Raw genomic sequence first — 24613 nt, 5'->3', positions numbered from 1 at the left:
GAACCAGATCGTCAGTGATCCGCAACCGGGGCCAGAACCTTAGTTCTTGGCAGCCGCCCACTTGTTGAAGCGTTCGGTCAGACGGTCACCGTTTTCCAGCCAGAATTCGGTGTTGATCTGGACCGCGTTGGCAATGTTTTCCTTGGCGGTCGGCAGGTCCTTCAGACGGGCCGGATCGATCTTGGCGTTCGCATCAACGTTGGTCACGCCATAGGCGATGTAGGTCGGCAGCTTGGCCTGATTGTCAGCCTTGCCCACGAAGTCGAGGAACTTGTAGGCGGCGTCCTTGTTCGGAGTGCCCTTCAGGATCACCCAGCTGTCGATGGTGAACAGGCTGCCGTCCCACACGATACCAAAGTTACGGTGGTCCTTGATGTTGGCGGCATCGACACGGCCATTGTAGACCGAGGTCATCGCCACTTCACCCGAGGCGAGCAGCTGCGGCGGCTGGGCGCCAGCCTTCCAGAACACCAGGTTGTCACGGATGCTGTCGAGCTTCTTGAACGCGCGGTTCACGCCGTCTTCGGTCGCCAGCACCTTGTACACGTCCTTGGGGGCCACGCCATCGGCAATCAGGGCGATTTCCAGGGTGGTCTTCGGGCCGTTGCGCAGGCCGCGCTTGCCCGGATACTTCTTCAGGTCAAAGAAGTCAGCCCAGGACTTCGGAGCGTCCTTCAGCTTGTCCTTGTCATAACCCAGAACGAAGTTGTAAACGATCGCGCCGATGCCGCACTTGTTGACGGATTCCGGCATGTAGGCTTTTTCACCGCCGATCTTGCTGTAATCGAGGGTCTCGTACAGACCTTCTTCGCAGCCCATCGCCAGTTCGTCGGATTCAACCTGCACCACGTCCCAGGTGGCGCTGCCGCCTTCGACCTTGGCGCGCAGAACGCCGATACCGCCGTCCCACGATTCATCGACCATGGGGGTGCCGGTCGCAATGAACGGCTCGAAGTACACCTTCTTCTGGGCTGCCTGATAATCGCCGCCCCACGACACGACCGACAGGTCGCGCGCCTGCGCTGCCATGGAAACCGACCCGACGATCGCAGCGGCGGCAGCCGCCAGTACCAACTTCTTCACGTCCATACCCGATGTACTCCCTGTAACAATCGATAGTGGATGATGGAATGGTAGCATGGTGATAGGCGGCCGGAGGAAACCGGGTTGCCCCAGTCAGACCGGCCGCATTTTTTCCGCCCCCCTGAACAGTGCGGCTGATGGTTCAGCCTGCCGGGCGAAAAATCGTGGCCGTACCGGCGCCTCAGATCGGATCGAGGGCCAGGCAGTCTTCGGCCGTAAAGGCAACAAACAGCTCTTCGCCCGGCAGCGGCACGGCACGGCCAGCGCGGAAGCGCATCTTGACGGTAAAGCTGTCGGACCCGGCAACGGTCATGCGCACCCGCACATGGTCACCATAGTAAATGGTTTCGTTCACGCGGCCATGCAGACGGTTCGGATGATCCGGACCAATACCTTCGATATGCACCTTTTCCGGGCGGAACGACAGGCTGGTCTTTGACCCGACACCACCGATGTTCACCGCACGGGCCTGCACCGTTTCACCGCTGGCCAGACGCACCGAACACAGCTCGCCACTGACGCTTTCGACGATGCCCGGCAGGGCGTTGTTCTCACCGATGAAGTGCGCCACAAAGCTGTTGCGCGGGCATTCATACAGACCGGTCGGGCTGTCGAGCTGCTGAATGATGCCATCGTTGAATACCGCGATGCGGTCGGACATGGTCAGGGCTTCGCCCTGATCGTGGGTCACGTAAACGATGGTGATGCCCAAGCTTTCGTGGATGTGCTTGATTTCAAGCTGCATGTGCTCGCGCAGCTGCTTGTCGAGCGCGCCCAGCGGTTCGTCCATCAGCACCAGCTGCGGTTCAAAAACCAGCGCACGGGCCAGGGCAACACGCTGCTGCTGACCACCGGACATCTGCCCCGGGCGACGGTTTTCCATCGCGCCCAGCTTCACCATGTCCAGCGCCTTGCGCACCCGGGTGGTCTGTTCCGACTTGCTGACCCCACGCACCGACAGCGGGAACGCAACGTTCTCGGCCACGGTCATGTGCGGGAACAGGGCATAGTTCTGGAACACCATCCCGATGTCGCGCTGGTGCGGCGGCACGTTGCGCAGCGACCGGCCATCCAGCAGGATTTCGCCATGGGTCGGCACTTCAAAGCCGGCCAGCATCATCAGCGAAGTCGTCTTCCCCGAGCCCGAGGGGCCGAGCATGGTCACGAACTCGCCGCGCTTGATCTCGAGGTTAAGGTCCTTAACGACCAGGATCTCACCGTCGTAGGTCTTCTGGACGCCGTTAAAGGTGACCAGAATATCTGATCCGTTCTGAGCGGAGGTACCACGCTTTGCCGCTGCGTCAGCCATTGCCATATGCCACTCCCAAACACGTTCACATCAGACTCTCTGTGCCCTGCCTGTCTGGCGCACAGGGTCTGGATCTCGTCGGCTCATCGGCCAGCCATGCATTCCATGATGGTCTGCAATGAAAGCATCATGACACGTTTAAAAAATTAGACAACAAACTTGCATATTTTTCGTGCTCGCACCTGCAACATAGCGTTCGTGGTGAAAATTTCGCCACATTTTCGGTCACATGAGCACCGAAACAGCAGATCAGCGCACAGCAAATAGTCAGGCTTCCCCTCGATTTTTCAGAAATATGATCACAATATGAGTTTAAAATTTCATGACACCGCGTTTAAAATGCGATTCGTACGCCGATTCATACAGCGAAATGAAGATGAATAATCATTATATATCAAATAGATATTGTAAAGCTCCTAAACCTTCAAAACAGCCAATAAAGTGATCAAATTATAAGAGCCCATCCACGCAACTAAACTATTTCACCTGTAAAAACCGCCCCCCATTTGCATCGTATTTTCAATAAAATTGTTGTATTTCAGATGTATAACCAGACACCCGGTTGCCATACCCCACCAGCATCCGCCTCAATCCCGCATAACCTGATCAATCCGGCACATGCCGATGTAAAATCAGACCCCTTCAAGCGGCCTTGTTGAAAATTCCCGACAGTCCACTTTAGGGGGAGCGGGCTGTAAAGATCATTTCAGACACGATTTCCCATACCGGAAGACAGAGTATTTCCGCCTGTAATCATTTTTATGCTAATACACTGAACAAGACATCCGCCCCTGCCCCCTTTGTGCAAGGAGAGCCCTGTGACACGCTATCGCTTGCTGCTCCCGCTCCTCCTTGCCCTGACCATCCTGTGGGGGATCATCTCTCCTTCGCATGCCCAGACGGCGCCTCCCCAGACCTCTCCCTTGCTGGAACCGGTGGTGTTGCAGCTGAAATGGCAGCACCAGTTTCAGTTTGCCGGTTATTACATGGCGGTTGCCAAGGGCTATTACCAGAGTGCCGGGCTGGATGTAAAAATTATCCCGGCCACACCCGGCTCTGATCCGGCTCAGGCGGTGATTGACGGCACGGCAGATTTTGGCATCGGGACATCCGAATTGCTGCTGATGCGCGCCAAAGGCGCTCCGGTGGTGGCGCTGGCTCCCATTTTCCAGCACTCTCCCTTTGTCCTGCTGACCCTCAGCGGGCGCAACCTCGATACCCTTGACTCTCTGGTCGGCAAGACACTGATGGCCGAAGAGCAGGCCGCCGAGCTGTGGGCCTATATGGTCAACGAGGGCATTCCCCTGAACCGCATCAACCGGGTCCCGCACGCCTTTACGGTGGCACCGCTGCTGTCCGGGGAGGTCGCCGCCATGACCGCCTATGTTTCCGACGAGCCTTACGATCTGCGGAAACTGGGTATCCCCTTTACCCTGCTCACGCCCCGCAGCGGAGGGATCGATTTTTATGGTGACACCCTGTTCACCACCGAACAGCAGATCAGCCAGCACCCCCAGCGGGTCAAGGCCTTCATCGAGGCCTCGCTGAAAGGATGGCGTGATGCACTGGACAACCCGGATGCCGCCATTGACCTGATCGAGGCCCATTACCCCAGCATCAAGAACCGCGATCATTTGCGTTACGAGGCCGAGCAGCTGCGCCGACTGATCATGCCCGAGATCATCGAAATCGGGCACAACAACCCCGGACGCTGGCAGCACATCCTGAACAGCTATCGTTCCCTGGGACTGATCCCGGCCGATCAGGATGTCGATCTATCCGCCTTTCTCTATACCCCCAGCCGCAACACCCCGTTACCGGCATGGGTCAACTGGACCGCCCTTTCCGCCGCCGCCGTCATTCTGCTGCTGGTGGTATTGCTGATGCGCACCACCTCTCTTGCCCGCCAGATCCGCGAGCGGGAACAGCGTCTGCGTTTGCTGACCGATACGATGATTGACGTGGTGTGGTCCGCCGATGCCTCACTGGTCTATACCTATTGCAGCCCGTCGGTCGAAAAACTGACCGGACGTCAGGCCCATGCCCTGCTCGGACACTCCGTTTTCGGCAACCTGCCTCCATCGTCGCGCAGCCGGGCGGAACAGGCCATCGCCCGCGCCCGGATGCAGGCCCAGACCACGGTACAGAAAACCGGTGCCCCCACCACCGAAGATGTCTGGCTGGAACTGGAAGCCCACACCCTGTATGGCGCCACCGTCCAGACCGAGGTTTCAGCCCGCCTCACCTTTGACGCCAACGGCACCTTGCAGGGCATGCATGGCATCACCCGCGACATTTCAGAACGCCACGCATTGCGACTGGAACTGGAAAAGCTGGCCACCACCGACCCCTTGACCAGCGCCGCCAACCGTCGCGCCTTCGCCGAGGCCCTTGAGCGCGAAATCAATTGCAGCGTCCGTTCCGGGCAGCCGGTTACCCTGATTTTACTGGATCTGGATCATTTCAAGCAGGTAAACGACCATTGGGGCCACCCGGCGGGCGATGTCGTGCTGTGTGCCATCGCCCGACAGCTCCAGAACGCCGTCCGCTCGGTGGACATGGTCGCCCGCCTTGGGGGAGAGGAGTTTGCCATTCTGCTGGAGAACACCCCTCTCAAGGACGCCAATGAGCTGGCCGAGCGGTTGCGGCAAGGCATCATCGCCACCCCGATCCTGCTGGAGACCGGCGAAACCCTGCACATCAGTGCCAGCTTTGGCGTTGCCCAGCACAGCCCCTGCGAAACCGGCAACAATCTCTATGCACGCGCCGACCATGCCCTGTACCATGCCAAAAGCAGTGGCAGGAATTGCGTCTGCCATGCCTGAGCCCCCCTGACTGCCCGGATTGCCATCCATTGACGACACCGCCACGCCCTTATCGCATGCTGGGAGACTTTCTGCGGGCCCACCGCGAACAGCACGCTGCCCCGCCCCCCGCTATCGGAGAACGTCGCCGCCGCACCCCCGGCCTGCGCCGCGAAGAACTGGCCGCCACCGCGGGCGTCAGCACGACCTGGTTGACCTGGCTGGAACAGGGGCGTGACGTACAGGCATCGGCCCATACCCTGGCCCGTCTGGCTTCGGCCCTCGACCTGACACCGGCCGAGCGGGCGTCCCTGTTCGATCTGGCCCGCCGCCGCGATCCGGCCTTGCCCGATCAGGAAGCCTCGCCCCTTCCCGCCTCTCTGCTGGCGCTGCCGGAAACCATCGCCGTTCCGGCCTATGTCCTGGATGGAGAATGGACCGCCCGCGCCTGGAACCGTCAGGCCGCCGCGGTCTTCAGCGGATGGCTGGATGACGGCAGTCAGGAACGCAACCTGTTGCGCTTCGTGTTCTGCCAACCGGCAGCACGCATCCTGCTGGGGAGTGACTGGTCTGAACGGGCGCGCCGACTGGTCGCCGAGTTCCGTGCCGACGTCAACCGGCGGCCCCGCGACCCACAGCTCTTGACGCTGATTACCGATCTGGAAGGCTGTTCGGTAGAATTTTCCACCTTTTGGCACAGTCAGAGCGTGCTGAACCGTGAGGGTGGCGAACGGCGTTTTCTACACCCGGGCCACCACGATCAACGGTACCGTCAGACCACCTTGCTGGTGGCCGAGGCCCCGGACTGCAAACTGGTCTGCCTGCTGCCTGCCGGATAAGGCCCCCGCCCCCGGGGACCCCGACCTTCAGGCATCTGGCCCTCAAGCATTTGGCCCTCAGGTATTGGCCGCAGCGCGGGATGCCAATTGATCCTGACCTTCCGGGTCGCGCAGGACATAGCCACGCCCCCAGACGGTTTCGATATAGTTTTCCCCGCTGGCGGCCTGCGTCAGCTTCTTGCGCAGCTTGCAGATGAACACGTCGATGATCTTCAGCTCTGGTTCATCGATACCGCCGTACAGATGGTTCAGGAACTGTTCCTTGGTCAGCGTCGTTCCCTTGCGCATCGCCAGCAATTCCAGAATGCCGTATTCCTTGCCGGTCAGATGCAGCGGCTGGCCACCCATCTGGGCCGTTCGGGCCTCCAGATTGACCTCCAGCTGGCCGACGTGCACCACCGGCTGGGCATGGCCCTTGGATCGGCGGACGATCGCCTGCAGGCGGGCGACCAGCTCGGCGCGGTCAAACGGCTTGGTCAGGTAATCATCGGCCCCGACCCCCAGCCCGCGCACCTTGCGCTCGGGCTCGTTCAGGCCGGACAGGATCAACACCGGCGTTTCCACCCGTGCCGCCCGCAGGGCGCGAATGACATCCATGCCGTCCATGTCCGGCAATCCCAGATCCAGGATGATGATGTCATAATCATAGAGCTTGCCAATCTCGAGGCCGTCTTCGCCCAGATTGGTTGAATCCACCACCCATTGCTCCTTACGGAGCATCAGCTCGATGCTCTGACGGGTCGCTGGATCATCTTCGACTACTAGAACTCTCATGCGAAGCCTTCCCCGTCTCATTCCCCAGGGTTGTTGCGATCACAACCGAAGAGTCATCCCCACCCCCCTCGTTCGGTCTCATACCGGCGGGATGGTAATGATCTTCCCATTCAAGGCAAGAGTTAACATGAGTTTAACGATAGAAGCATTACCGTTGGCGCGCAAGGGTCGTGCCTCTTTTGACACCAGATGGTCATCTCTGGCCTTTGCGATCAAGGGGGCACCAGCCATAATACAGCGTTGCCTCCGTTCCTCAGGTGGCTGTCTTGTGACCAGAGACGACTGTGACCAGCTTCATTCGCAACTTTCTGACCGAAGTTCAGCGCATTCCCGACCACCGCATTTTCGGGCGAGTGGTTGGCGTGCAGGGCCTGCTGATTGAAATTGGCGGGATTCAGACAACGCTGTCAGTGGGTGACCGGGTGAATGTGGTCGCCCGTGGCGAGCGCCGGGTTCCCTGCGAGGTGGTCGGCTTTCGCGGTGGCCGGGCACTGGTGATGCCGTTCGGTACCCTTGACGGCATCGGCCTCGGCTGTCTGGCAGAGCTTGAGCGGGCGACTCCGTCAATTTATCCGCACCCGTCCTGGCTGGGGCGGGTGATCAACGCCATGGGCGAACCGGTGGACGGGCTGGGACCGTTGCTGCAAGGCCCCGATGCCTTTCCGATTCAGGCCGCCCCGCCCTCGGCCCATGCCCGCCAGCGCGTGGCGGGCAAGCTTGACCTCGGCATTCGGGCGATGAACTCCTTTACCACCTGCTGTCAGGGCCAGCGTATGGGGATTTTCGCCGGGTCAGGCGTCGGGAAGTCGTCGGTGATGTCAATGATGGCGCGCTATTCATCCGCCGACATCATCATCCTTGGCCTGATCGGGGAACGTGGCCGCGAAGCCCGCGAATTCATCGAAGACGATCTGGGCGAGGAAGGCATGAAGCGGTCGATCGTGATCGTTGCCACCTCGGACGAAGCGCCACTGGTCCGCCGACAGGCGGCCTACATGACCATGGCGGTCTCGGAATTTTTCCGCGACCGGGGCGCCAACGTGCTGTGCCTGATGGACTCTGTCACCCGCTTTGCCATGGCACAGCGCGAAATCAGCCTGTCCGCCGGGGAACCGCCGGCCAGCAAGGGCTATACCCCGACGGTGTTCGCCGAACTGCCGAAACTGCTGGAACGCGCTGGTCCCGGCCCGGTCGGCAAGGGCAACATCACCGGCCTGTTCACCGTGCTGGTCGAAGGCGACGACCACAACGAGCCGATCTCTGACGCCGTGCGCGGTATTCTCGACGGCCATATCGTGCTGGACCGCACCATCGGCGAACGGGGCCGCTATCCGGCGATCAACATTCTGCGCTCGGTGTCGCGTACCATGCCCGGCTGCAACACGCCGGAACAGAATGCCCTGATCCGCACCGCCCGCCGGATCATCTCCACCTATGAAGACATGAGCGAACTGATCCGTCTGGGGGCCTACAAGGCCGGGTCGAACGCCGAGGTCGATCAGGCGATCGAGCTGTATCCCCGCATCGAAGCCTTCCTGACGCAAGGCAAAACCGAACCAACCGACCTCGACACCAGCTATGCCCTGTTGGCCGAGGCCATTCACTTTGACGGCGGCATTCCCCGCCCCGGCACTCCGGGGGTGGCTCCTCCGGCGGCTCCGCCTCGCCCTGCCGTCAAGCCTGCCGTGCGCGGCCCGGCCAAGCCCGCCGCCCCGGTCCGTCCCGCCGCCAAGGGAGCAAAGAAGTAACCGATGGCACGCGATCTGAAAGGCGTTATCCGCTTTCGCAAATGGGAGCTTGATGAAAAGCGCCGGGCGCTGGGCGACCTGTTGCGCAAGGAACAGGGCCTGATGGATGCGCTGGAAAAGTTCGATCAGGAAATGCTGGCCGAACAACGGGCCGCTGCCGCCAATGCCATCGAAGGCGGAATGACCTTTGCCAGCTATGCCATCGCCGCCAAGGCCCGCCGCGAGCAGGTCACCCTGTGGCTGAATGACACCCGCCGCGAAATCGAGGCCGCCCGCGACGAACTGGCGCAGAGTTTCAAGGAGTTCAAGACCTTTGAAATCGCGCAGGAACAGCGGGAAGAGCGCGACAAAAAAGAACGCGACGCCAAGGCGCAAAAGACCCTCGACGAAATCGCCCTGACCATCCACCGCCGCCGCGAGCGGTAACGGTGGGGTGGCTTCTGGCAATTCCTTTCCCGGAACAGGTCAAAGGAAAAAGTTATGGTGTTGATGCACCATGAAGCCGTTGCTCAAAGCTGACCAGTTCGTGAATGCTGCTATTTCTTGGATTATAGACCCATTCATTGTCAAAAAGACTCTTTAGGTGTTGGGTCATGTAGCAGCCCCCCACAACCAGCGAATGGAATCTTGATCCATTCAGCCTTTGGCCTTTAATCCGCGCAAGGATACTTTCGGGTAGTCCGGACATGATAAAGTCCGACACGATAAGCAAATCGGCATTCCTGTAAGCATCGCGTTTCATGGTGTCCAGAGCATGATCGAGCGCTGGTGCGACGTCGGTCCCCCCATGAAAAGACATCTGCAAGAAACGTATCAATCCGTCCATCCCAAAATCGCCCCCCAGATCCAGAGTATGGATTCCTGTGGAGAAATTGATCAGATAGCATGGACGCTTCTGCTCTCTTGCTTTCGTCGCCAGAAAAAGAGCAACAGCCTTGGCAATGGTCTCGGGCATGCCATTCATCGAACCGCTGGTGTCGATACAGATCACCATCGGCCCCTGCTTCTCGGCGTCCTTGACGCTCTGCTCTTCTTCAGTTTCGACGTGCCGATGGATATTCTGGATGCCCTGCATATCGAAACACATAAGGCGAGCCTCGACATATTTCAGGTCGAACAGAATCGCCGTATCGGGGTCCGCAAGCAGGGCCAGTTCTGCGGGCAGAACATGTTCAATATCCCGTCCGAGACGGACCCCGACAATCTCTTCCCGCGAATTGATGTCGGGCAGGCGAATTTTTGAGGGGGCGACTGATTTCACCCGCTCGATTCTCTCTGAAAATTCTATTTGCCGGATTTTCCCCAACAGATCGCAAAGTGCCCGGACACCCTGATCTTCTGCAAGGTACTTGGCCCAGCGTTTGAACTGCTCGATGTCTTGTGCTGTCAAGTTTCCCCGTGAGAGATCGAGCAGAATGCCAGTCTCCAGCCCTAACGCCTCAAGCTGTTCGTGCAATTGCTGGAGCATGCGCAGGAAACCATCCAGCTTCGCCTTGAATGCTGCCCGCGAAACCTCGATCCGCTCAAGCTCCCACTCCGCACGCGCCTGATCCATTTTCTTTCGCCAGCCAGAAAGGAGCAAGCGCGTTGCGATAGACCTGTCGTCAGTGTGCTTTCGGGAATCGTCGATGAACCACTCCTCCCAAAAGCTCTTGCTTACGGGATGGCCGATCGCGTTGCAGAAAGATACATACTCATCAATCGCATCACTCGTGTGGTTCTGGTGACGGAGCGAGGCTGGCGGGTCACGCTCCCATGATACCAGGTTCCCTTCATGTGCAAGGAAGGGAAACTCGGTAGCCAAAGTGGCATGAGCCGTTGCCTCCCATTGCCGGATTTGCTCCGCCACATGGTTCCAGACGCTAGCGGAGCCGTCCATCACATGAAAGGAAGACTGAAGCTCGCTGCTGATTTTCTCAGCCGTAACACGAATCAGATTTATCGACATCTCTTTTCGAGCCGTTCGCAATACACGAGGCTTTGCTTCAGTTGCTCAATTTGCACTGCGATACCGGAAAACGCCAGATTCGTTTTCTCGACGGGAACGAAAATTGATGAGTGAGAGGCCTCAATATCTGAGAACATCTTTTTGGCGGTCGCGAGCATCTGGCTAATGTCGCCTTTTATGCCGGAAAGGGATTCTTGGAGGGCAGACACAAGCCTTTCGTCTACACCGCTTTTTTTATCGCCTTTCTTGAAAAGAACTTCCGGCGTAAAGGTGGCATGCTCGCCACTATTACAGCTTATGCGGCAGTTCCCTTGACCATCGAACTGGCATTGGATGAAATCAATCTTATTGCCCGATATATTGGTTGGATAGAATCTATCCCTTGTCTTCATTTTTTCAAGCGGTATCATTATGTATCCACCGGATCTCGATGCTATTTCATTCAAGCGAAAATAATTGAATTTACACTCAAATTTAAAGAAATCCTTCCCAGAAACGCATTCTGTTTCATAAAAATCCTCAGAATAATATAATTCTCGATGAATCTCACGATCAAGGTCTTCTTTTTTTCTATCGATTTCAGCCAGACTCAATCCGCTATCAAGTCCCGCTTCCTGTACAGCATCCGCAACAAACTGGAGAATATCGGGGCGATTCTCTTCGTCTGTCCATAGGCAGTGCTGGAGCAGCAAAGCATCACTATGGTTCGTCGAGGAACGACCGTTAAAGAATGCCGCAGCTTTCATAAGCATCGCTGCACGCTGCCACCGCCGATCCGAAACATAGACCGGCTGCCCCCCATCCTGCTGCGCCGCCAGCTTGTGGCGAACAAGATGAATGATGGTCAGAGTTTCGGATGACAGGGTCACGGAATGAATTTCGCTCTGCCATGCAGCCCATTCGTCGGAAGTGATGCGCAATTCCTGTGGCACATCGGCGACTGCCGAACTGGGTCTGACCTGCAAAAGATGCTCAAAATTTTGCTGCTGGACAATCGGCGGAACCCATAAACGGACGATAAAGCGATCATATAACGCCTCCAATCCCTGGTTCACGTCCGGTATTTCGTTCGATGCGGCAATCAGGGCTTTAAGGGGCGCCGTCTCGATGATTTCGCCGTTCTTGAATGTTCGCTCATTGATAAGCGTCAGCAGAGTATTCAGAATGGCCGGGCTGGATTTCCAGATTTCATCGAGAAACGCGAACTCCGCCTTGGGAAGATAGGAGGCGGTTTGTCGGGTATAGCAATCCTCCTTCAAGGCTTTGATGGAGACCGGACCAAACACTTCTTCTGGAGTGCTGAAGCGGTTCATTAAACACTCAAAGTACGCCGGCTGGTGGAAAGCACACGAAATTCTGCGGGAAATCAAACTTTTGGCTGTGCCTGGCGGCCCATACAGGAATGTATTCTGACCACACAGGGCGGCGAGGAGAGAAACGGAGATTACCTCTTCTCGCTCATGCATTCCCTCGCTGATGGCTTTGATCAGGTCGCTCACGCGACCTCTTAATTCCGGCACACTTTTAGCGCACATGATGCTTCCCAAATCGACAAACTATGGTTGAATTGGCTTTAACCGCAGGGGACGATACGTGCATCCATCAAGGCGTGCAAGTATATATACTATACATTCAGTGGTGACATCCCGCACCCCCATACCCCATGAAAAAGGCCATCCTCTGTCCTGTACGGATCAGAGGATGGCCTTTTTCATTAGACACTTTTTATTCAATCAAATCCCGGTGCCATCCCGGAGCGGGGTGCCGCCCGCCATCCTGCGCCCGGACAGGCGCAGGAGAAGGCGCTTTACGCCTTCACCACCGTCAGGCGACGCGGCAGGACGCCCAGACGCCCCAGAGCCATCGCCAGACGGGACGAGGACATTCCGCGATTCAGCTTGCCGAGGAACGGGCCATCGTGGTTGGTCGCCCCACTGTTGACGGCGGTCACCATCGGCTGTTCTTCCACCTCGGCCTGAGCCTCGGCATCGTCAACCAGACGCACCATGTTGATGGTGAAGTCATCGGCCAGCACCTGCCGCCCGATCCGGCAGGCCTGCTCGCTGTCGGCTTCGTCGATGATCACCACCACCGGCACCAGCACCGACAGGGCATCCATCAGGGTGTTCACGCGATCATAGCCCAGAAAGCGGATGCCGATCGCCTGCGTCTGACGGCGCATGTGGGTCAGGTTCTGCAGGTTCGGCGAGTACATCACCACCAGCGGCACATCATTGGACGGCCAGCCGTCAACACGGCCCTGGCTGAGGGTAACCCGCCCGGAGGTCAGGGCGGCGACATTTTGCAGCATGGCCGGCAGGGTATGAACCGCCAGCGAGCAGGACGACGGAACCGGATCAGCGTGTGGGGGCAGAGACTGGAAGGACATGGCAACCCTCGATGGCATAAGGACTGGCTGGCACAGAGCCGGGATCTTGATACCAAGGGAGTAAGCAAAGAGCGGGCCAAATGCTTGGCGATCGTCTAACATATTGAAAAATCGCGTTATCCCACATAATTCATAAGGATTATCAACCGGCAATTTGCGGAACGCCTTGCATTCTGCAAATTGCCCTTTGCGCGCTGCAGAAAATTGCAATCTTCAACAACCGTTGACGAAATGTTGGCATGGCGCAGCCAGCCAAAGACAAACAATGCCCGAAAGCCACATTTTCCCTAAAGGCATTGCCGACCACCGCAAAGGTTGTTACCCCTGATGAAAGGTGCTCTGCCACTCCTGACCATAAGGGGCACACCATGCCGGTCCCGTATCCTCTTGTTTGTCTTGATCAGGATCAGGACGTTCTGGACCGCCTGCGCGTCAGGCTGTCAGAAGGCGTGCCGACACATCCCCTGTTCCCGGCCTCGGACCTGCCTGGTCTGCGGGCCTGCACCCGCCAGCACCCCTTGCAGGGCTGTACTGTGGCGTTGTTGTGTACCGGGGCACAGGTTCCTCCCTCCCTGACCGCCGACGCCCTGACAGCCCTGCGGGGCACCATCCCGCAGGTCGTTCATGTCCCTCTGGCCAGCGCGCCGGAAAGCTGGATCCCCAGCATCCAGGCCGCAATCGGAACAGCGGGCCAGCTGGCCGCGCTGTACACCGATCACCGGCGGTCGCAGGCGTTTTTACAGCGCATTCCCGATGGCATCCTGACGCTGGACGCCATCGGGCGGATCCTGTCTGCCAATCCGGTTGCCCAGCGCCTGCTCGGACTGGGGCCGAACGGCAGCTATCATGGACAGGACGCCCTGCGCTGGTTGCCGTTTGACGACCTGCCCGCCATCCTCGGCAGCCCGTCCGGCATGTGTCTGTTGAACGGGCGGCGCCCGGATGGCAGCGTCATTCCGCTGGAGGCCAGTGTCTTTGAGGCGTGGGATGGCGAGCAACAGGTGGTCTCGGTTATTTTGCGCGACCGCAGTGAACAGATCCGGGCCGACCGGCTGGCACAGGAAAAGGAACGGGCCGAGCAACAGGCCGCCGCCAAGACCTCGTTTCTCGCCACCATGAGCCATGAAATCCGCACCCCGATGAACGGCGTGCTGGGAACCCTCGAATTGCTGGAGGCAACCGGCCTGTCCAGCGAGCAAAGCGGTCTGCTGCGCATTTGCGAAGATTCCGCCCACTATCTGCTGACCATCATTGATGACATTCTCGATTTTTCGAAAATCGACGCGGGCAAGCTGCTGTTTGACGAAGCCCCCACCAGTCTGGACGAGGTGGTGTTTTCCGTCGCCGAGCTGTTGTCATCCCGCGCGTGGGGCAAAGATCTGGAACTGGTGACCTTTGTCGATAATGCCCTGCCGCACGAGGTGCAGATCGACAGTGCCCGCCTGCGGCAGATTTTGATCAATCTGGTGGGCAACGCGATCAAGTTTACCCATCAGGGGCAGGTTTCGGTCCGGGTGCGTCCGGTCAGGCAGGAGCATGGCCAGTCTGCCGATCCCGGGGATAGCGACCACCTGTGCCGGGTCCGCTTTGAAGTCACCGATACCGGCATCGGCCTTGACCACGATCAGGTCAGCCGCCTGTTTCGTCCCTTTGAACAGGCCGAAGCCGGAACCACCCGCCGCTTTGGCGGAACCGGGCTGGGGTTGGCCATCTCGCGCCGGCTGGTCGAAATGATGGCCGGAGAGATCGGGGTCAACGCCATGCCGGGACAGGGGTCAACCTTCTGGTTTGAACTGCCCCTGCCAGTGATCACGCCGCCACAGCCACGGCTGCGCCTGTCGCCGGTCCGCCTGCTGCTGGTTGCCGCCAATCCGATCTTCCGCGATGCCATGGAACGCGGACTGGCCGGGGCCGGAGCACGGGTTGACACCGTTGACAGTGTCAGCGACGCCATTGCGCTGGCCCGGCAGACCGATGATGATCCCTATGCCCTGATGGTGGTCGAAGACGGCTGTGCCGCCAGCCACGGGGCCTACTCCGGACAGGCATCGCTGCGCGACCCGGCTTTGGGTGCCCTGCCCGTCCTGCTGATGGCCCGACGCGACCGGGGACCGATCACAACGGTCCTCAGCCGGACCGGAGCCGATTACGGCCTGTCACGCCCCACCCGCCCCGGCCTGCTGATCAAGACGGTGGCGGTGGCCATCGGCCAGCATCCTCCGTCGCTGCTGGAAGAAGACCAGCGGGCGGCGCGGGCCTCGGCATGGTATGACGATACCGCCCTGCGCTTTGGTGGCGGGGCCGTTCTGGTGGCCGAAGACACTCCGACCAGCCAGTTGGTGGTCACCAAAATGCTGCAACGGATGGGCATTGATCCGGTGGTGGTCGATAATGGCCTGCAAGCGTGGGACGTTCTGCGCCATCAACCGTTCGACCTGTTGATCACCGATGGCCACATGCCGGAACTGGATGGCTTTCAACTGGCCGCCCGCCTGCGCGCCGCAGAAGCGGCCGGAGCCTGTTTTTCCACCAGCGAGGGGGCGGCCCTGCCGATTGTCGCCTTGTCCGCCGGTGTCACCGAAGAAGAAAAGGCCCACTGTCAGGCGGTTGGCATGAATGGCTTCCTCGCCAAACCGGTGGAAAGCCAGAAACTGCGCAAGGCATTGCTGACCTTCATGCCCGCCCACTGGCATCCAGTAGCCACCGCCGACGAACACACACCGCCTCTGTCCCCCTATCGTCAAACGGCCGCCCGCTGTGGTCAGCCGATTGCCATCACCCTGCCGCGGGATCAGGCCCCGGCGGCGGTGGCCCCTCCACAGCCCATTCCGGCTTCTCAGGGCGATGTCCTCAAGACCGACCTGTATCACGAACTGTTCGGCAGCATCACCGACGATGTTCTGACCCTGCTGGGCGGCTTTCTGTCCAGCGCCGAACAACTGCGGCACGACATTGACCTGCATCTGGAACAGCAGGATTCCACCGCGCTGGCCCGCACGGCCCACCGACTGGCCGGGGCCGCCCTGACCGCCGGAGCGATCGAGCTGGGAACACTGTGCCAGCGGCTGGAAAGCGCCCTGAAGGCCGACGCCTCGTGGTCCACCATCCGCACCCAGACGGAACAGGTTGCCCCCAGTCTGGCGCGGGTCCGGTCCGCCATCAACGCATTGTCGGAGCCTCCCGCAAAGCCACAGGAAAAACGTCGAAACCATTTTTCCTGACCGATCAGGAGAGTATCACCCGCTACACTGCTTAGTGCCTGCGTCCGGTTTAACGCACGCTGCTCTAGCCTCCATTGACCCGCACCACACGCACGACGTTTCAGGGAGACGCTGCCATGCCAACCAGCACCTCACGGCCACAGCCCCTATCCCCCGCAGGCCCGGAGCCTGACCGGGCATATGACAGCCTTGCGGTGCTGATTGTCGATGATGACCCCTGCTTTTGTGGCCTGACCACCCGCATGTTCACTGCGCTGGGGGTCGGCCACGTTCAGGTTCTGCACAGCGGGCAGGAAGCGCTGACCCTGGTTGCCTCGGCCACCCAGCCCTTTGACCTGATCGTCTGCGACCTCGACATGCCCGACATGGACGGGATCGAAACCCTGCGCCACATGGCAACCATTGCCAAAGGTGCGGCATTCGTAGTGGTCAGCGCCGCCGAGCAGCAAATCCTGCGCACCGTTGCCGAGCTGGCCAAAGCCCGTGGCATGCGCCTGCTGGGGTCGCTGTCCAAGCCCCTCGGCATGGTCGCCCTCGGGGACATTCTGAACCGCCTGACCGCCAGCGAGCAAACCACCCGTCGGCCATTCCAGCGGGTGCAGGCCGACCGCCAGCGGCTGGAACAGGCCCTGGACAGAAACGAAATCATTCCGTGGTTCCAGCCCAAGGTATCGTTACAGGACGGCACTCTGAAAGGCGTCGAGGCGCTGGTGCGCTGGCAACACCCGCAGCTTGGGGTTCTGACGCCGGGGGCCTTCCTTGATTCGCTCGAAGGCTCGGGGCTTGCCGACCGCTTTGCCGAACACATGCTGCGCCACGCGCTGGAGCAGGCCGGAACATGGGCCCGGCAAGGGCTGCCGATCGGGGTTGCCGTCAACCTGTCGGTCGGCGAGCTGGACCGGCTGGACCTGCCCGAGCTGGTGCTGGACCTGATCGGGCAGAACGGCCTGCGCGCCTCGCAGGTCACACTGGAAGTCACCGAAAGCGGCCTGATGACCGATATCACCACCCCCTTTGATGTCATCAGCCGCTTGGCGATGAAAGGGGTCCGCCTGTCGATTGACGATTTCGGCACCGGCTATTCGACCATCCAGCAACTGGTCCGCCTGCCGTTTACCGAGTTCAAGGTTGACATGTCCTTTGTCCGTGGTGCGCAGGAAAACGACCGTGTGCGGATCGTTCTGGACAGCACCATCGCCATGGCGCGCAAACTGTCGCTGTCGGTGGTCGGCGAAGGCATCGAAAACCGGGATAACTGGATGATGCTGAAAGCAATGGGATGCGACCTCGCCCAAGGGTTTTTCATCGGCAAGCCGATGCCCGGCGGCGAACTGGAAAACTGGTCTCTTGACTGGGCACGACGGGTTGCGGCCCTTTCACACGAACAGGAGGTATCGCCATGAACGATGATTTCGCCGCCTACCGTGACCTGCATGTGCTGATTATTGATGACGAGAGCTTTGTCCGCACGATGGTCAAGCAGATGCTGCGCAGTCTGGGCATCATCAACATCCGCGAAGCCGACGAGGGAGCCACGGCGCTGAAAGAAGCCCAGCTGTTCCCCCCCGACGTGATCATTTGCGACCTGAACATGCAACCCATTGACGGGCTGGTGTTCGTACAGATGCTGCGCAATCACCAGAACCCGTCGCTGCGGGACATCCCGGTGATCATCCTCAGCGGCAAAAGCGATCTGGCATCGGTCAAGGAAGCAACCGCCAGAGGCATCAACGGCTATCTGATCAAGCCCGTTTCGTTGCAGTCACTGAAAAACCGGCTGATGTCCGTCTTCAAGGACCCCCGTTACGTCAAGATCAGCAATCCACCGCATGCGCGGGATCTGTCATCCCAGGCGCCGCAGGGCAACACTGGCTCCAACCTTGGCCTCAGTGGCGGGTTTCACGTCTTTGACTGACATCTCGACAGGTCTCTTCCCACGGTCGAGGGAAAGGCGTACAGCCTACCGAAACATACAAATATCCTGATATTTCCCATAACGGCACGGGTGATCACGCAGGCGTGTAAAGAAAGTTCCGTGCAAACAGTTTGTGTTTTGTCTAAACTCCCACCTTGGGCGCGAACTGTACAATGTACAGTGTGCGTTGGTGAGGGAAATCGGGGAGCTGTTCACTGCGGCGGGCACAAGATGCCACCTGCACGGTGAGAGGGCTGTTTGGGGCGTATTGGATGAAACCGTTATCGATGCACATCATGGCCGGAGTCATGGCTCTGGCAGTTCAGGCCGCCGACGTGGCCCCCGCTCGGGCAACCTCGCATACAGGTGATGCCAAACAGGGAAACGGTACGGCAGCACCGTCTGCGTCCCATACGCAGGCGCCTGCCTTGGCGGCTCCTCCCCTGACGGCCAGCGCCTTGCAACAGGCAGCCCACACCCTGCCCGGCTTGCCTGCCGAAATCCAGGCCGCCTATGCCGCCCGTGGCTGGAAACCGTACTGGATGACCAGTCAGGCCAGTCAGGCGGACCGCATCGCCGATCTGACCGCCGCCTTGACGCAGGCCGAAGCCCACGGTTTGACCCTGCCCGCACTGCACGGCAGCCAGACGGAGTCTCCGGCGACCTATGAGCTGACCCTGTCGTGGGCCGCCGCAACAATGGCCCGCGCCCTGTCCTATGGCGCCCTCACCTCGCCTGCCAGCGATGCCGAACGGGTTGCGCCGCCGTCTTTGGCCTCCCTGCTGGATCAGGTTGCCTCGGCAGCCTCGCCGGGCAGCAACATTCTGCATCGTGTGCCTCAGACGCCGCTGTACACCACCATGTTGGCAGCTCTGGCCAAAAGCCGCGAGGTGGCCGCCCGCGAAAGCTGGCCCAAGGTTCCCACCTCGGGCAAGCTCACTCCCGGCGATGACGCCGCCGAAGTCCCGGACTTCCGCCGCCGTCTGGCCGCCAGCAACGCCTATCATGCTGACGACGCCACCATGGCCTCGACGCTGTACGATGAAACGCTGGCCGCTGCCATCAAGGTCTTTCAGGACGAGCACGGGCTGGAACCCGATGGCGTGATCGGTAAAAGCACCCGTGAAGCCCTGAACATGTCGCCCGCGATGCGGGTTGACCAGCTCAAGGCCAACCTCGACCGCCTGCGCTGGCTGCCCGATCACCTGAGCGACCGCTACCTGCTGGTCAACATCGCCGGGTTCGAAGCCTGGCTGTTCAACAAGGGGGCGGTTGAAATGTCGACCCCGGTGATCGTCGGCAAGGACCAGCAGCAAACCCCGTCGTTCTCCAACGCCATCCGCTCGGTGGAATTCAATCCGTCATGGGAAGTGCCGCGCAGCATCGCCATGAAGGAAATCCTGCCCAAGCTGGCAAAGGATCACGGCTATCTGGCCAAAGAAGACATGGAAGTCTATGAAGGCTGGGAAAACGGCGGTCAGGTGATCAATCCCGATAGCGTTGACTGGGCATCACTCGCCCGCAACGACCGCCTGCCCTATCGGTTCCGCCAGAAACCCGGTCCGAAAAACTCGCTGGGGCGGGTCAAGCTGTTGTTCCCCAACAGCTATGATGTCTATCTGCATGACACTCCGTCCCGCGGGCTGTTCAACCGCCGGGTCCGCGCCTTCAGCCATGGCTGCATGCGCGTCGGCAAGCCGCTGGAACTGGCATCGGTGGTGCTGGGGATGCCGCTCGACAAGGTGCAGGAAGCCGTCAGCAGCGGCAAGCAGATCCGGCACAAGGTCACCGATCCACTGCCCATTCACATCACCTATCTGACCTCGTGGGCTGATCCCGGCAACGGAGCCATCCGCTATGGCTCGGACGTTTATGGCCGTGATGCCGCCCTGATTGCCCAGTTCCACCCGGCAGGCAAATCGTCGGATGACGATCTGGACAGCGGCATTCTGAAGGCACGGGCGGTGCTTGCCCACAGTGGCCAGCCTCCTGTTGCAGAGACCCCGGTTGCAGAGGCAGCCCCGGCGGGTCTTCCGGCAGTCCCCGAAGCCTCTGCGCAGGCACCGGTCACCGACACCACTGCACCGCCGACCAACGCGGTAGCGCCCGCCCCCGCTCAGGAGGCCCCGGCCCCGGCGCTCCCGGCTGCGGGAGCTCCCAAGGCTGATGCGCAAAAAGCCGCTGCCCCCCAGGCAGAGGCCCAGAAGGTTGACCCGCCGAAAGCCGAGCCGCCAAAGGCCGCCCCCGCTCAGGCCCCTGCAAAGGTCGCCATGATCCCTGATGTGCCGCCACGCAAAGTCAACCCGCCTGCCGCAGCGGCAGCACCGGCACGTCCTGCCCACGACACCGTTCCCACCGCGAAAAAGCCCCCCGAGCAGAGCAAGGTCGAGGCTGAGGCTGTGCCTTCCGTTACCGCAAGCACCGAAACGGTCGCCGCCTCGACCTCCCCCGAAACAGCCACGGCGCCGACACAGGCCACCCCTGAAAGCAAGGAAGGTTTCTTCTCGTTCATCAAACCCGCCGAGAAGAACATCCTGTCCCAATAAGATAAAAACACGCGGTTCTGTCTTCATCATGCGGCATCCCTCAACAGGGGTGCCGCATGGTGTTTTGTGGGAAGGGCACGATACAAAGCAGGGTGTCCATTTGGAGCAGTGAGCGCAAAGCGTTTTCGCTCAGTGTGAAAATGCTCTACATCACCCCGCCCCTGCATTCCCATAATAAAAATAAGTATAACTTATGGCCTGTTCGCCAACCGGGAAATCTAGGATATGAATACAACAGTTCAGGGCGCGGACCTCCGCTCCAGTCTTCATACCCATTATCCTGCAGGTGTCACCATGAGCATCAAAGTTGTCTTCGGCTCGGACCTCGGTACCACTCGGGCCATTGCAACCAGAATTGCCACAGCCCTGAATGCCATGCCGCTGGAAATCACCAAGGCTCAAGCCAAAGATCTGGAAAGCTGTGACCTGTTGCTGTTGGGCAGCCCCACCTATGGCATCGGCGAATTACAATGCGACTGGGAAGAGCGCCTCGATACCCTGTATCGCGCCGATTTGACCGGCAAGACCGTTGCCCTGTTCGGAACCGGTGATCAGGTCGGCTTTGCCGACAGCTTTGCCGATGCCATCGGCGTTCTGTACGATATCGTCACCGAAAAAGGGGCGCAGGTGATTGGCTTTACCGATGCCTTCGACTACGAATTTGCAGAGTCCCGCGCCTTTCGGGATGGCCAGTTCGTTGGGCCGGTGATTGATCAGGACAATCAACCCGACATGACCGAGCAGCGGATTGCGCAGTGGCTGAAAAGTCTGCACAGTGAATCCGGGCTGGAGGCTGTTCTGCAGACGGGCAGTTAACGCTGCGGGCGCCACAGTACGCGACAGTTGGGAAGAAAGGACGTGGAGCGCTGCTCCACACCTCGCCGGGGCCTTAAGGCCCCGGACCCCATTAATTTGCGAAAACCGGTTCCCGCTTTTCGCACAATACTCTAATATATTGTATTTGCTCTAGGCGTAATAACTCCGGTATTCCTCGGGAATATCAGTGTCCCGAAAAAGAATGTCTGCCGGTTCAAGAGCAGCCTCTACACCACGGCGAAGGAGCGCGCCAGCGATGTAGGGACGCTTGAAATTGCCCCCCGAATTATGGTCTAAACGGTCACCATCGACAACATCGCGCACAAATAATTCCAGCTTTCTCACCAAGGCTTTATCTTTTATCTGAGAAATAATTTGCATGGCTTTCATACTCTCTTCACTAATTGTTTTGTTATAAAATAGACCAAAGTTATCGATAGAAAACAGTCCATCGTATTGAAAGAAAACGTTCAGCGCCTCAACGAATAGCTCTTTATTCTGCAAGAGCATTTCATACGGCAAAACCGTCACCGATGCCGAAGTCTGCCTCAGCATGTTGGTAACCCAACTCCAGCTAAAAGGCTCATTGCATTCTGTATCGACGAAATGCGCAAAAGATCCAGCGTAATGCCCGGTCGAAACCATTTGCACATACCAGGATTCCAGAAACTTCGCAGGCTTGCGAGGCACAAACAGAATATGAACCTCATGCCCCAAGCCAGTGTAATATTGAATCATGGCATGGAGAGACAAGATGCGCGGAAAAAACTTTCCCCGCCCAACAGGTGGCCCCATCAAGCCTTCAGCAGACACAAACAGCGGCTCTGTTTCCGGGGTACTTGCCATTGCCAAAAATTCATCACAGGTCTTTTCAAGAATGCCCGGCTTATGGAAATTTGGAGAAAGTATGCGTTCCCTGATAAATTTATCGACGCCTTTCTGGACCAGAGAGCCGGGAACCTTCTGTATTAATGCAGACTGAAGTGTTGTTGTTGCCGTTTTTGGCGACCCGATATGGATAAATATTTTCCGCGACATGGCAATCATCTCACCTGTTGTTGATTTTTAATTCAAATGGTAATTATTGAAAATTGGCTTCATGGCCATCCTCCATTATCATCTTTTACAATGTCTCTATTTAGAACAGTACACGTAAAATCTGAAATCAAGTCGCTCGTTTGAGTCGCCGCTTCAAGCACGTCCCCGGAAACGAACAGAGCACCAGCGTCGATAGAGACAGCCATCGAGAGTGGGGGCGTTTCATGAACCGCAAATGCACCCGCAAGGCGGGATAGAACGGACAAGTCTCCATTCAGGGGGACATCAATATTGATGTATCCATACGTATGAACAGGCATGTGATCAACCTCTCATCAGGATCACATCACCCCAGAACTATTCTTGCGCTGAGAGATACTTCAGGACTGAGGAATATTCTTTCACTCAGATCGAATTGAAGACGAGAAAAAATCCCATGGTTGTATTAACTTTTAGTAAAAACAGATTGCAGCTACATCTTTAAAGTGATCATTGGTGAAAAATAAAATCAGAGCCATAAGCACGCCCCCACAGTACACGACTGTCCGCGCAGGAGACTGGACTACCGCCCATACCCGTTCGGAGGCGATGCCCACGACCCCCCATTTTTTCCTTGAAGATCAAAAGACCGGGGTCCGGGGCCTCAAGGCCCCGGCGAGGTGTGGAGCAGCGCTCCACGTCCTTGTTCCCTTGCTATCGTGGACCGTGGCTTCCCCGCTCGCCACCCTTTCCGCAAGCACAAAAAATCCCGGACGGGAACCCCACGTCCGGGACAACGCATTCACAGAAACGCCGCAGCCGATATCAGATCGGCATCTTCAGGATTTCCTGATAGGCGCTCACCACCTTGTCACGCACCGACACCACGGTGCTGAGGGCGTTTTCGGCATTGTTGACAGCCAGCACGACATCCTTCAGGTCGGCTTCGCCCGCCAGCCCCATCATGCTCATCTTTTCAGAGGTCTTGCCGAGGTTGACCGCCTCTTGCAGGCTGCCCTTGACCATCCCGGCAAAGTCTTCGCCGGTCGAAGTGGTTTCGCTGCTGTCCGCCGCAACGGCCTTGTTCTCGGTAACCGAGCGGGCGGCATTCTGATAGGCGCTGATCGCCGAGGAAAAAGAGGAAATAGCCATCGCTCAGGGTCCTTTGTTGCCTGTCTGGCAGGGCCACAGGGTTACTTCAGCAAATCCAGCGTCTTGGCCGTCATTTCGCGTGACATGGAAATCACGTTCAGATTGGCCTCATAGGTCCGCTGGGCTTCACGCATGTCCATCACTTCGACCAGCGGATTGACGTTTGGCGTCAACACATAGCCGGTCGCATCGGCAATCGGGTTGCCGGGATCGTACTTGCGCCCGAAATCTGTCGTATCGCGCAGGGTCTTGTCAACCTTGACGGTTTCCATACCGCTTTCACGGTCAACCGCGCTTTTGAAGGTGATCAGCTTGCGGCGGTACGGCTCTTCGCCGGGGCTTTTGGCCAGCGAGTCAGCATTGGCCATGTTTTCGGCCACCACACGCAGACGCTTGGCCTGGGCCTTCAGACCCGCAGACGCAATGCGTGATGCCTTTGTGATTTCGTCCATGCCATACCACTCCGCATATCTGCACGTATTGCCCCCTCACGGGGGCGGGCTGCACCTGTCGCCCCCCGCCGGGAGCAGAAAACCATCAAACGACCAGAACCCCGTCAGGCGCTGCCACGCCCGAGGGCGGTTTTCAGCATCTGCATGTTTTTCTGGATCAGGCTGAGCGCCATGTTGTATTCGCTTTTGTTGCGCGACACCTGCTCGATCTGCTCTTCCAGCACCACCTTGTTCCCGTCAATCGAGGTCTCATAGGTCTGGCGCGGCGTATCGACCTGGAACGGGCCGGTGTCGGTCAGGGTGGCGCGCACATGCCCCGGCTGGGTGATCGCCTGCTCGGGAATGTTGCTGTAAGCGTCGGTCGCCATTTTCTTGAAGTCAGGACGGCGCAAATCCTTGACCTTGTACTTCGGGGTATCTGCATTGGCGACGTTTTCAGCCAACAGGGTCTGCCGCTGGGCCGTCCAGTCAAGTTTTGTCTGCGCCATTTTGAACAGCGCGAGGTTCTTGAAGTCCATAACACACACCTCTGGCCTGAAAGAGCATCCGACGCAGGCCCACCCACTCCCAGCGCAAGCCAGAGTGTACCCACCAGGACTT

At 58.9% G+C, this 24613-nt stretch carries 19 protein-coding genes; 9 read left to right on the top strand and 10 right to left on the bottom strand.

The window, feature by feature from the left end; all coding sequences use genetic code 11:
• Positions 1 to 39: 39 nt before the first annotated feature.
• Positions 40 to 1089 (bottom strand): ABC transporter substrate-binding protein, encoded by a 1050-nt coding sequence (locus BW995_RS14410; protein WP_076401109.1) that lies wholly within the window; start codon positions 1087 to 1089, stop codon positions 40 to 42.
• 175 nt (positions 1090 to 1264) lie between these two features.
• Complete coding sequence (locus BW995_RS14405; RefSeq protein WP_076401314.1) at positions 1265 to 2392, bottom strand: ABC transporter ATP-binding protein; 1128 nt, start codon at positions 2390 to 2392, stop codon at positions 1265 to 1267.
• Between the two features lie 818 nt (positions 2393 to 3210).
• On the opposite strand from BW995_RS14405, the gene BW995_RS14400 reads away from it, so the two are divergent.
• Entirely contained in the window at positions 3211 to 5217 is a 2007-nt protein-coding gene (locus BW995_RS14400) for a diguanylate cyclase (RefSeq protein WP_076401108.1), read from the top strand.
• 29 nt (positions 5218 to 5246) lie between these two features.
• On the top strand, positions 5247 to 6035 hold the full coding sequence (locus tag BW995_RS14395; protein ID WP_217696100.1) for a helix-turn-helix transcriptional regulator: 789 nt from the start codon (positions 5247 to 5249) through the stop codon (positions 6033 to 6035).
• Between the two features lie 57 nt (positions 6036 to 6092).
• On the opposite strand, the gene ctrA is transcribed toward BW995_RS14395, so the two are convergent.
• Positions 6093 to 6809, bottom strand: coding sequence for a response regulator transcription factor CtrA (gene ctrA / locus BW995_RS14390; protein WP_076401106.1), 717 nt, complete (start codon positions 6807 to 6809; stop codon positions 6093 to 6095).
• Between the two features lie 284 nt (positions 6810 to 7093).
• Between ctrA and fliI the strand changes: the two genes are divergently transcribed.
• Both fliI and BW995_RS14380 read left to right on the top strand, forming a co-directional pair.
• The gene (gene fliI / locus BW995_RS14385) at positions 7094 to 8557 is read left to right on the top strand and encodes a flagellar protein export ATPase FliI (RefSeq protein ID WP_084194864.1); all 1464 of its coding nucleotides are present in this window, start codon (positions 7094 to 7096) and stop codon (positions 8555 to 8557) included.
• A gap of 3 nt (positions 8558 to 8560) precedes the next feature.
• Complete coding sequence (locus BW995_RS14380; protein WP_076401105.1) at positions 8561 to 8983, top strand: flagellar FliJ family protein; 423 nt, start codon at positions 8561 to 8563, stop codon at positions 8981 to 8983.
• A gap of 52 nt (positions 8984 to 9035) precedes the next feature.
• Here BW995_RS14380 and BW995_RS14375 read toward each other — a convergent pair whose 3' ends face one another.
• The 3 genes from BW995_RS14375 to BW995_RS14365 all read right to left on the bottom strand — a co-directional run bounded on the left by BW995_RS14375 (position 9036) and on the right by BW995_RS14365 (position 12894).
• Positions 9036 to 10505, bottom strand: coding sequence for a VWA domain-containing protein (locus BW995_RS14375; RefSeq protein WP_076401104.1), 1470 nt, complete (start codon positions 10503 to 10505; stop codon positions 9036 to 9038).
• On the bottom strand, positions 10496 to 12004 hold the full coding sequence (locus BW995_RS14370; RefSeq protein ID WP_217696099.1) for an AAA family ATPase: 1509 nt from the start codon (positions 12002 to 12004) through the stop codon (positions 10496 to 10498). The genes BW995_RS14375 and BW995_RS14370 overlap by 10 nt, the downstream gene beginning before the upstream one ends.
• Positions 12005 to 12312: 308 nt before the next feature.
• On the bottom strand, positions 12313 to 12894 hold the full coding sequence (locus BW995_RS14365) for a hypothetical protein (RefSeq protein WP_076401102.1): 582 nt from the start codon (positions 12892 to 12894) through the stop codon (positions 12313 to 12315).
• Between the two features lie 368 nt (positions 12895 to 13262).
• On the opposite strand from BW995_RS14365, the gene BW995_RS14360 reads away from it, so the two are divergent.
• The 5 genes from BW995_RS14360 (at position 13263) to fldA (ending at position 21392) form a co-directional block, all read left to right on the top strand.
• Positions 13263 to 16115 (top strand): ATP-binding protein, encoded by a 2853-nt coding sequence (locus tag BW995_RS14360; RefSeq protein ID WP_076401101.1) that lies wholly within the window; start codon positions 13263 to 13265, stop codon positions 16113 to 16115.
• 116 nt (positions 16116 to 16231) lie between these two features.
• Entirely contained in the window at positions 16232 to 17518 is a 1287-nt protein-coding gene (locus BW995_RS14355) for an EAL domain-containing response regulator (protein ID WP_084194862.1), read from the top strand.
• Positions 17515 to 18030: a response regulator gene (locus tag BW995_RS14350; RefSeq protein WP_076401100.1), complete on the top strand. Its 516-nt coding sequence runs from the start codon at positions 17515 to 17517 to the stop codon at positions 18028 to 18030. The genes BW995_RS14355 and BW995_RS14350 overlap by 4 nt, the downstream gene beginning before the upstream one ends.
• 296 nt (positions 18031 to 18326) lie before the next feature.
• A complete protein-coding gene (locus BW995_RS14345; protein WP_175617082.1) occupies positions 18327 to 20576 on the top strand; it encodes a L,D-transpeptidase family protein in 2250 nt (749 codons plus the stop codon).
• A 294-nt stretch (positions 20577 to 20870) separates the two neighbouring features.
• On the top strand, positions 20871 to 21392 hold the full coding sequence (gene fldA, locus BW995_RS14340; RefSeq protein WP_076401098.1) for a flavodoxin FldA: 522 nt from the start codon (positions 20871 to 20873) through the stop codon (positions 21390 to 21392).
• Positions 21393 to 21542: 150 nt separating this feature from the next.
• On the opposite strand, the gene BW995_RS14335 is transcribed toward fldA, so the two are convergent.
• The 4 genes from BW995_RS14335 to flgB form a co-directional block, all read right to left on the bottom strand.
• Positions 21543 to 22439: a hypothetical protein gene (locus BW995_RS14335; protein WP_139332933.1), complete on the bottom strand. Its 897-nt coding sequence runs from the start codon at positions 22437 to 22439 to the stop codon at positions 21543 to 21545.
• Positions 22440 to 23234: 795 nt separating this feature from the next.
• Complete coding sequence (gene fliE, locus BW995_RS14330) at positions 23235 to 23561, bottom strand: flagellar hook-basal body complex protein FliE (protein WP_076401096.1); 327 nt, start codon at positions 23559 to 23561, stop codon at positions 23235 to 23237.
• Positions 23562 to 23602: 41 nt separating this feature from the next.
• Positions 23603 to 24013: a flagellar basal body rod protein FlgC gene (gene flgC / locus BW995_RS14325; protein ID WP_076401095.1), complete on the bottom strand. Its 411-nt coding sequence runs from the start codon at positions 24011 to 24013 to the stop codon at positions 23603 to 23605.
• Positions 24014 to 24117: 104 nt separating this feature from the next.
• Complete coding sequence (gene flgB / locus BW995_RS14320) at positions 24118 to 24531, bottom strand: flagellar basal body rod protein FlgB (protein WP_076401094.1); 414 nt, start codon at positions 24529 to 24531, stop codon at positions 24118 to 24120.
• Between the last annotated feature and the right edge of the window lie 82 nt (positions 24532 to 24613).

The sequence above is a fragment of the Insolitispirillum peregrinum genome (genome assembly GCF_900156605.1).
In the GTDB taxonomy this organism is placed as follows: domain Bacteria; phylum Pseudomonadota; class Alphaproteobacteria; order Rhodospirillales; family Rhodospirillaceae; genus Insolitispirillum; species Insolitispirillum peregrinum.
This window is presented reverse-complemented; position numbering and strand designations above follow the sequence as displayed.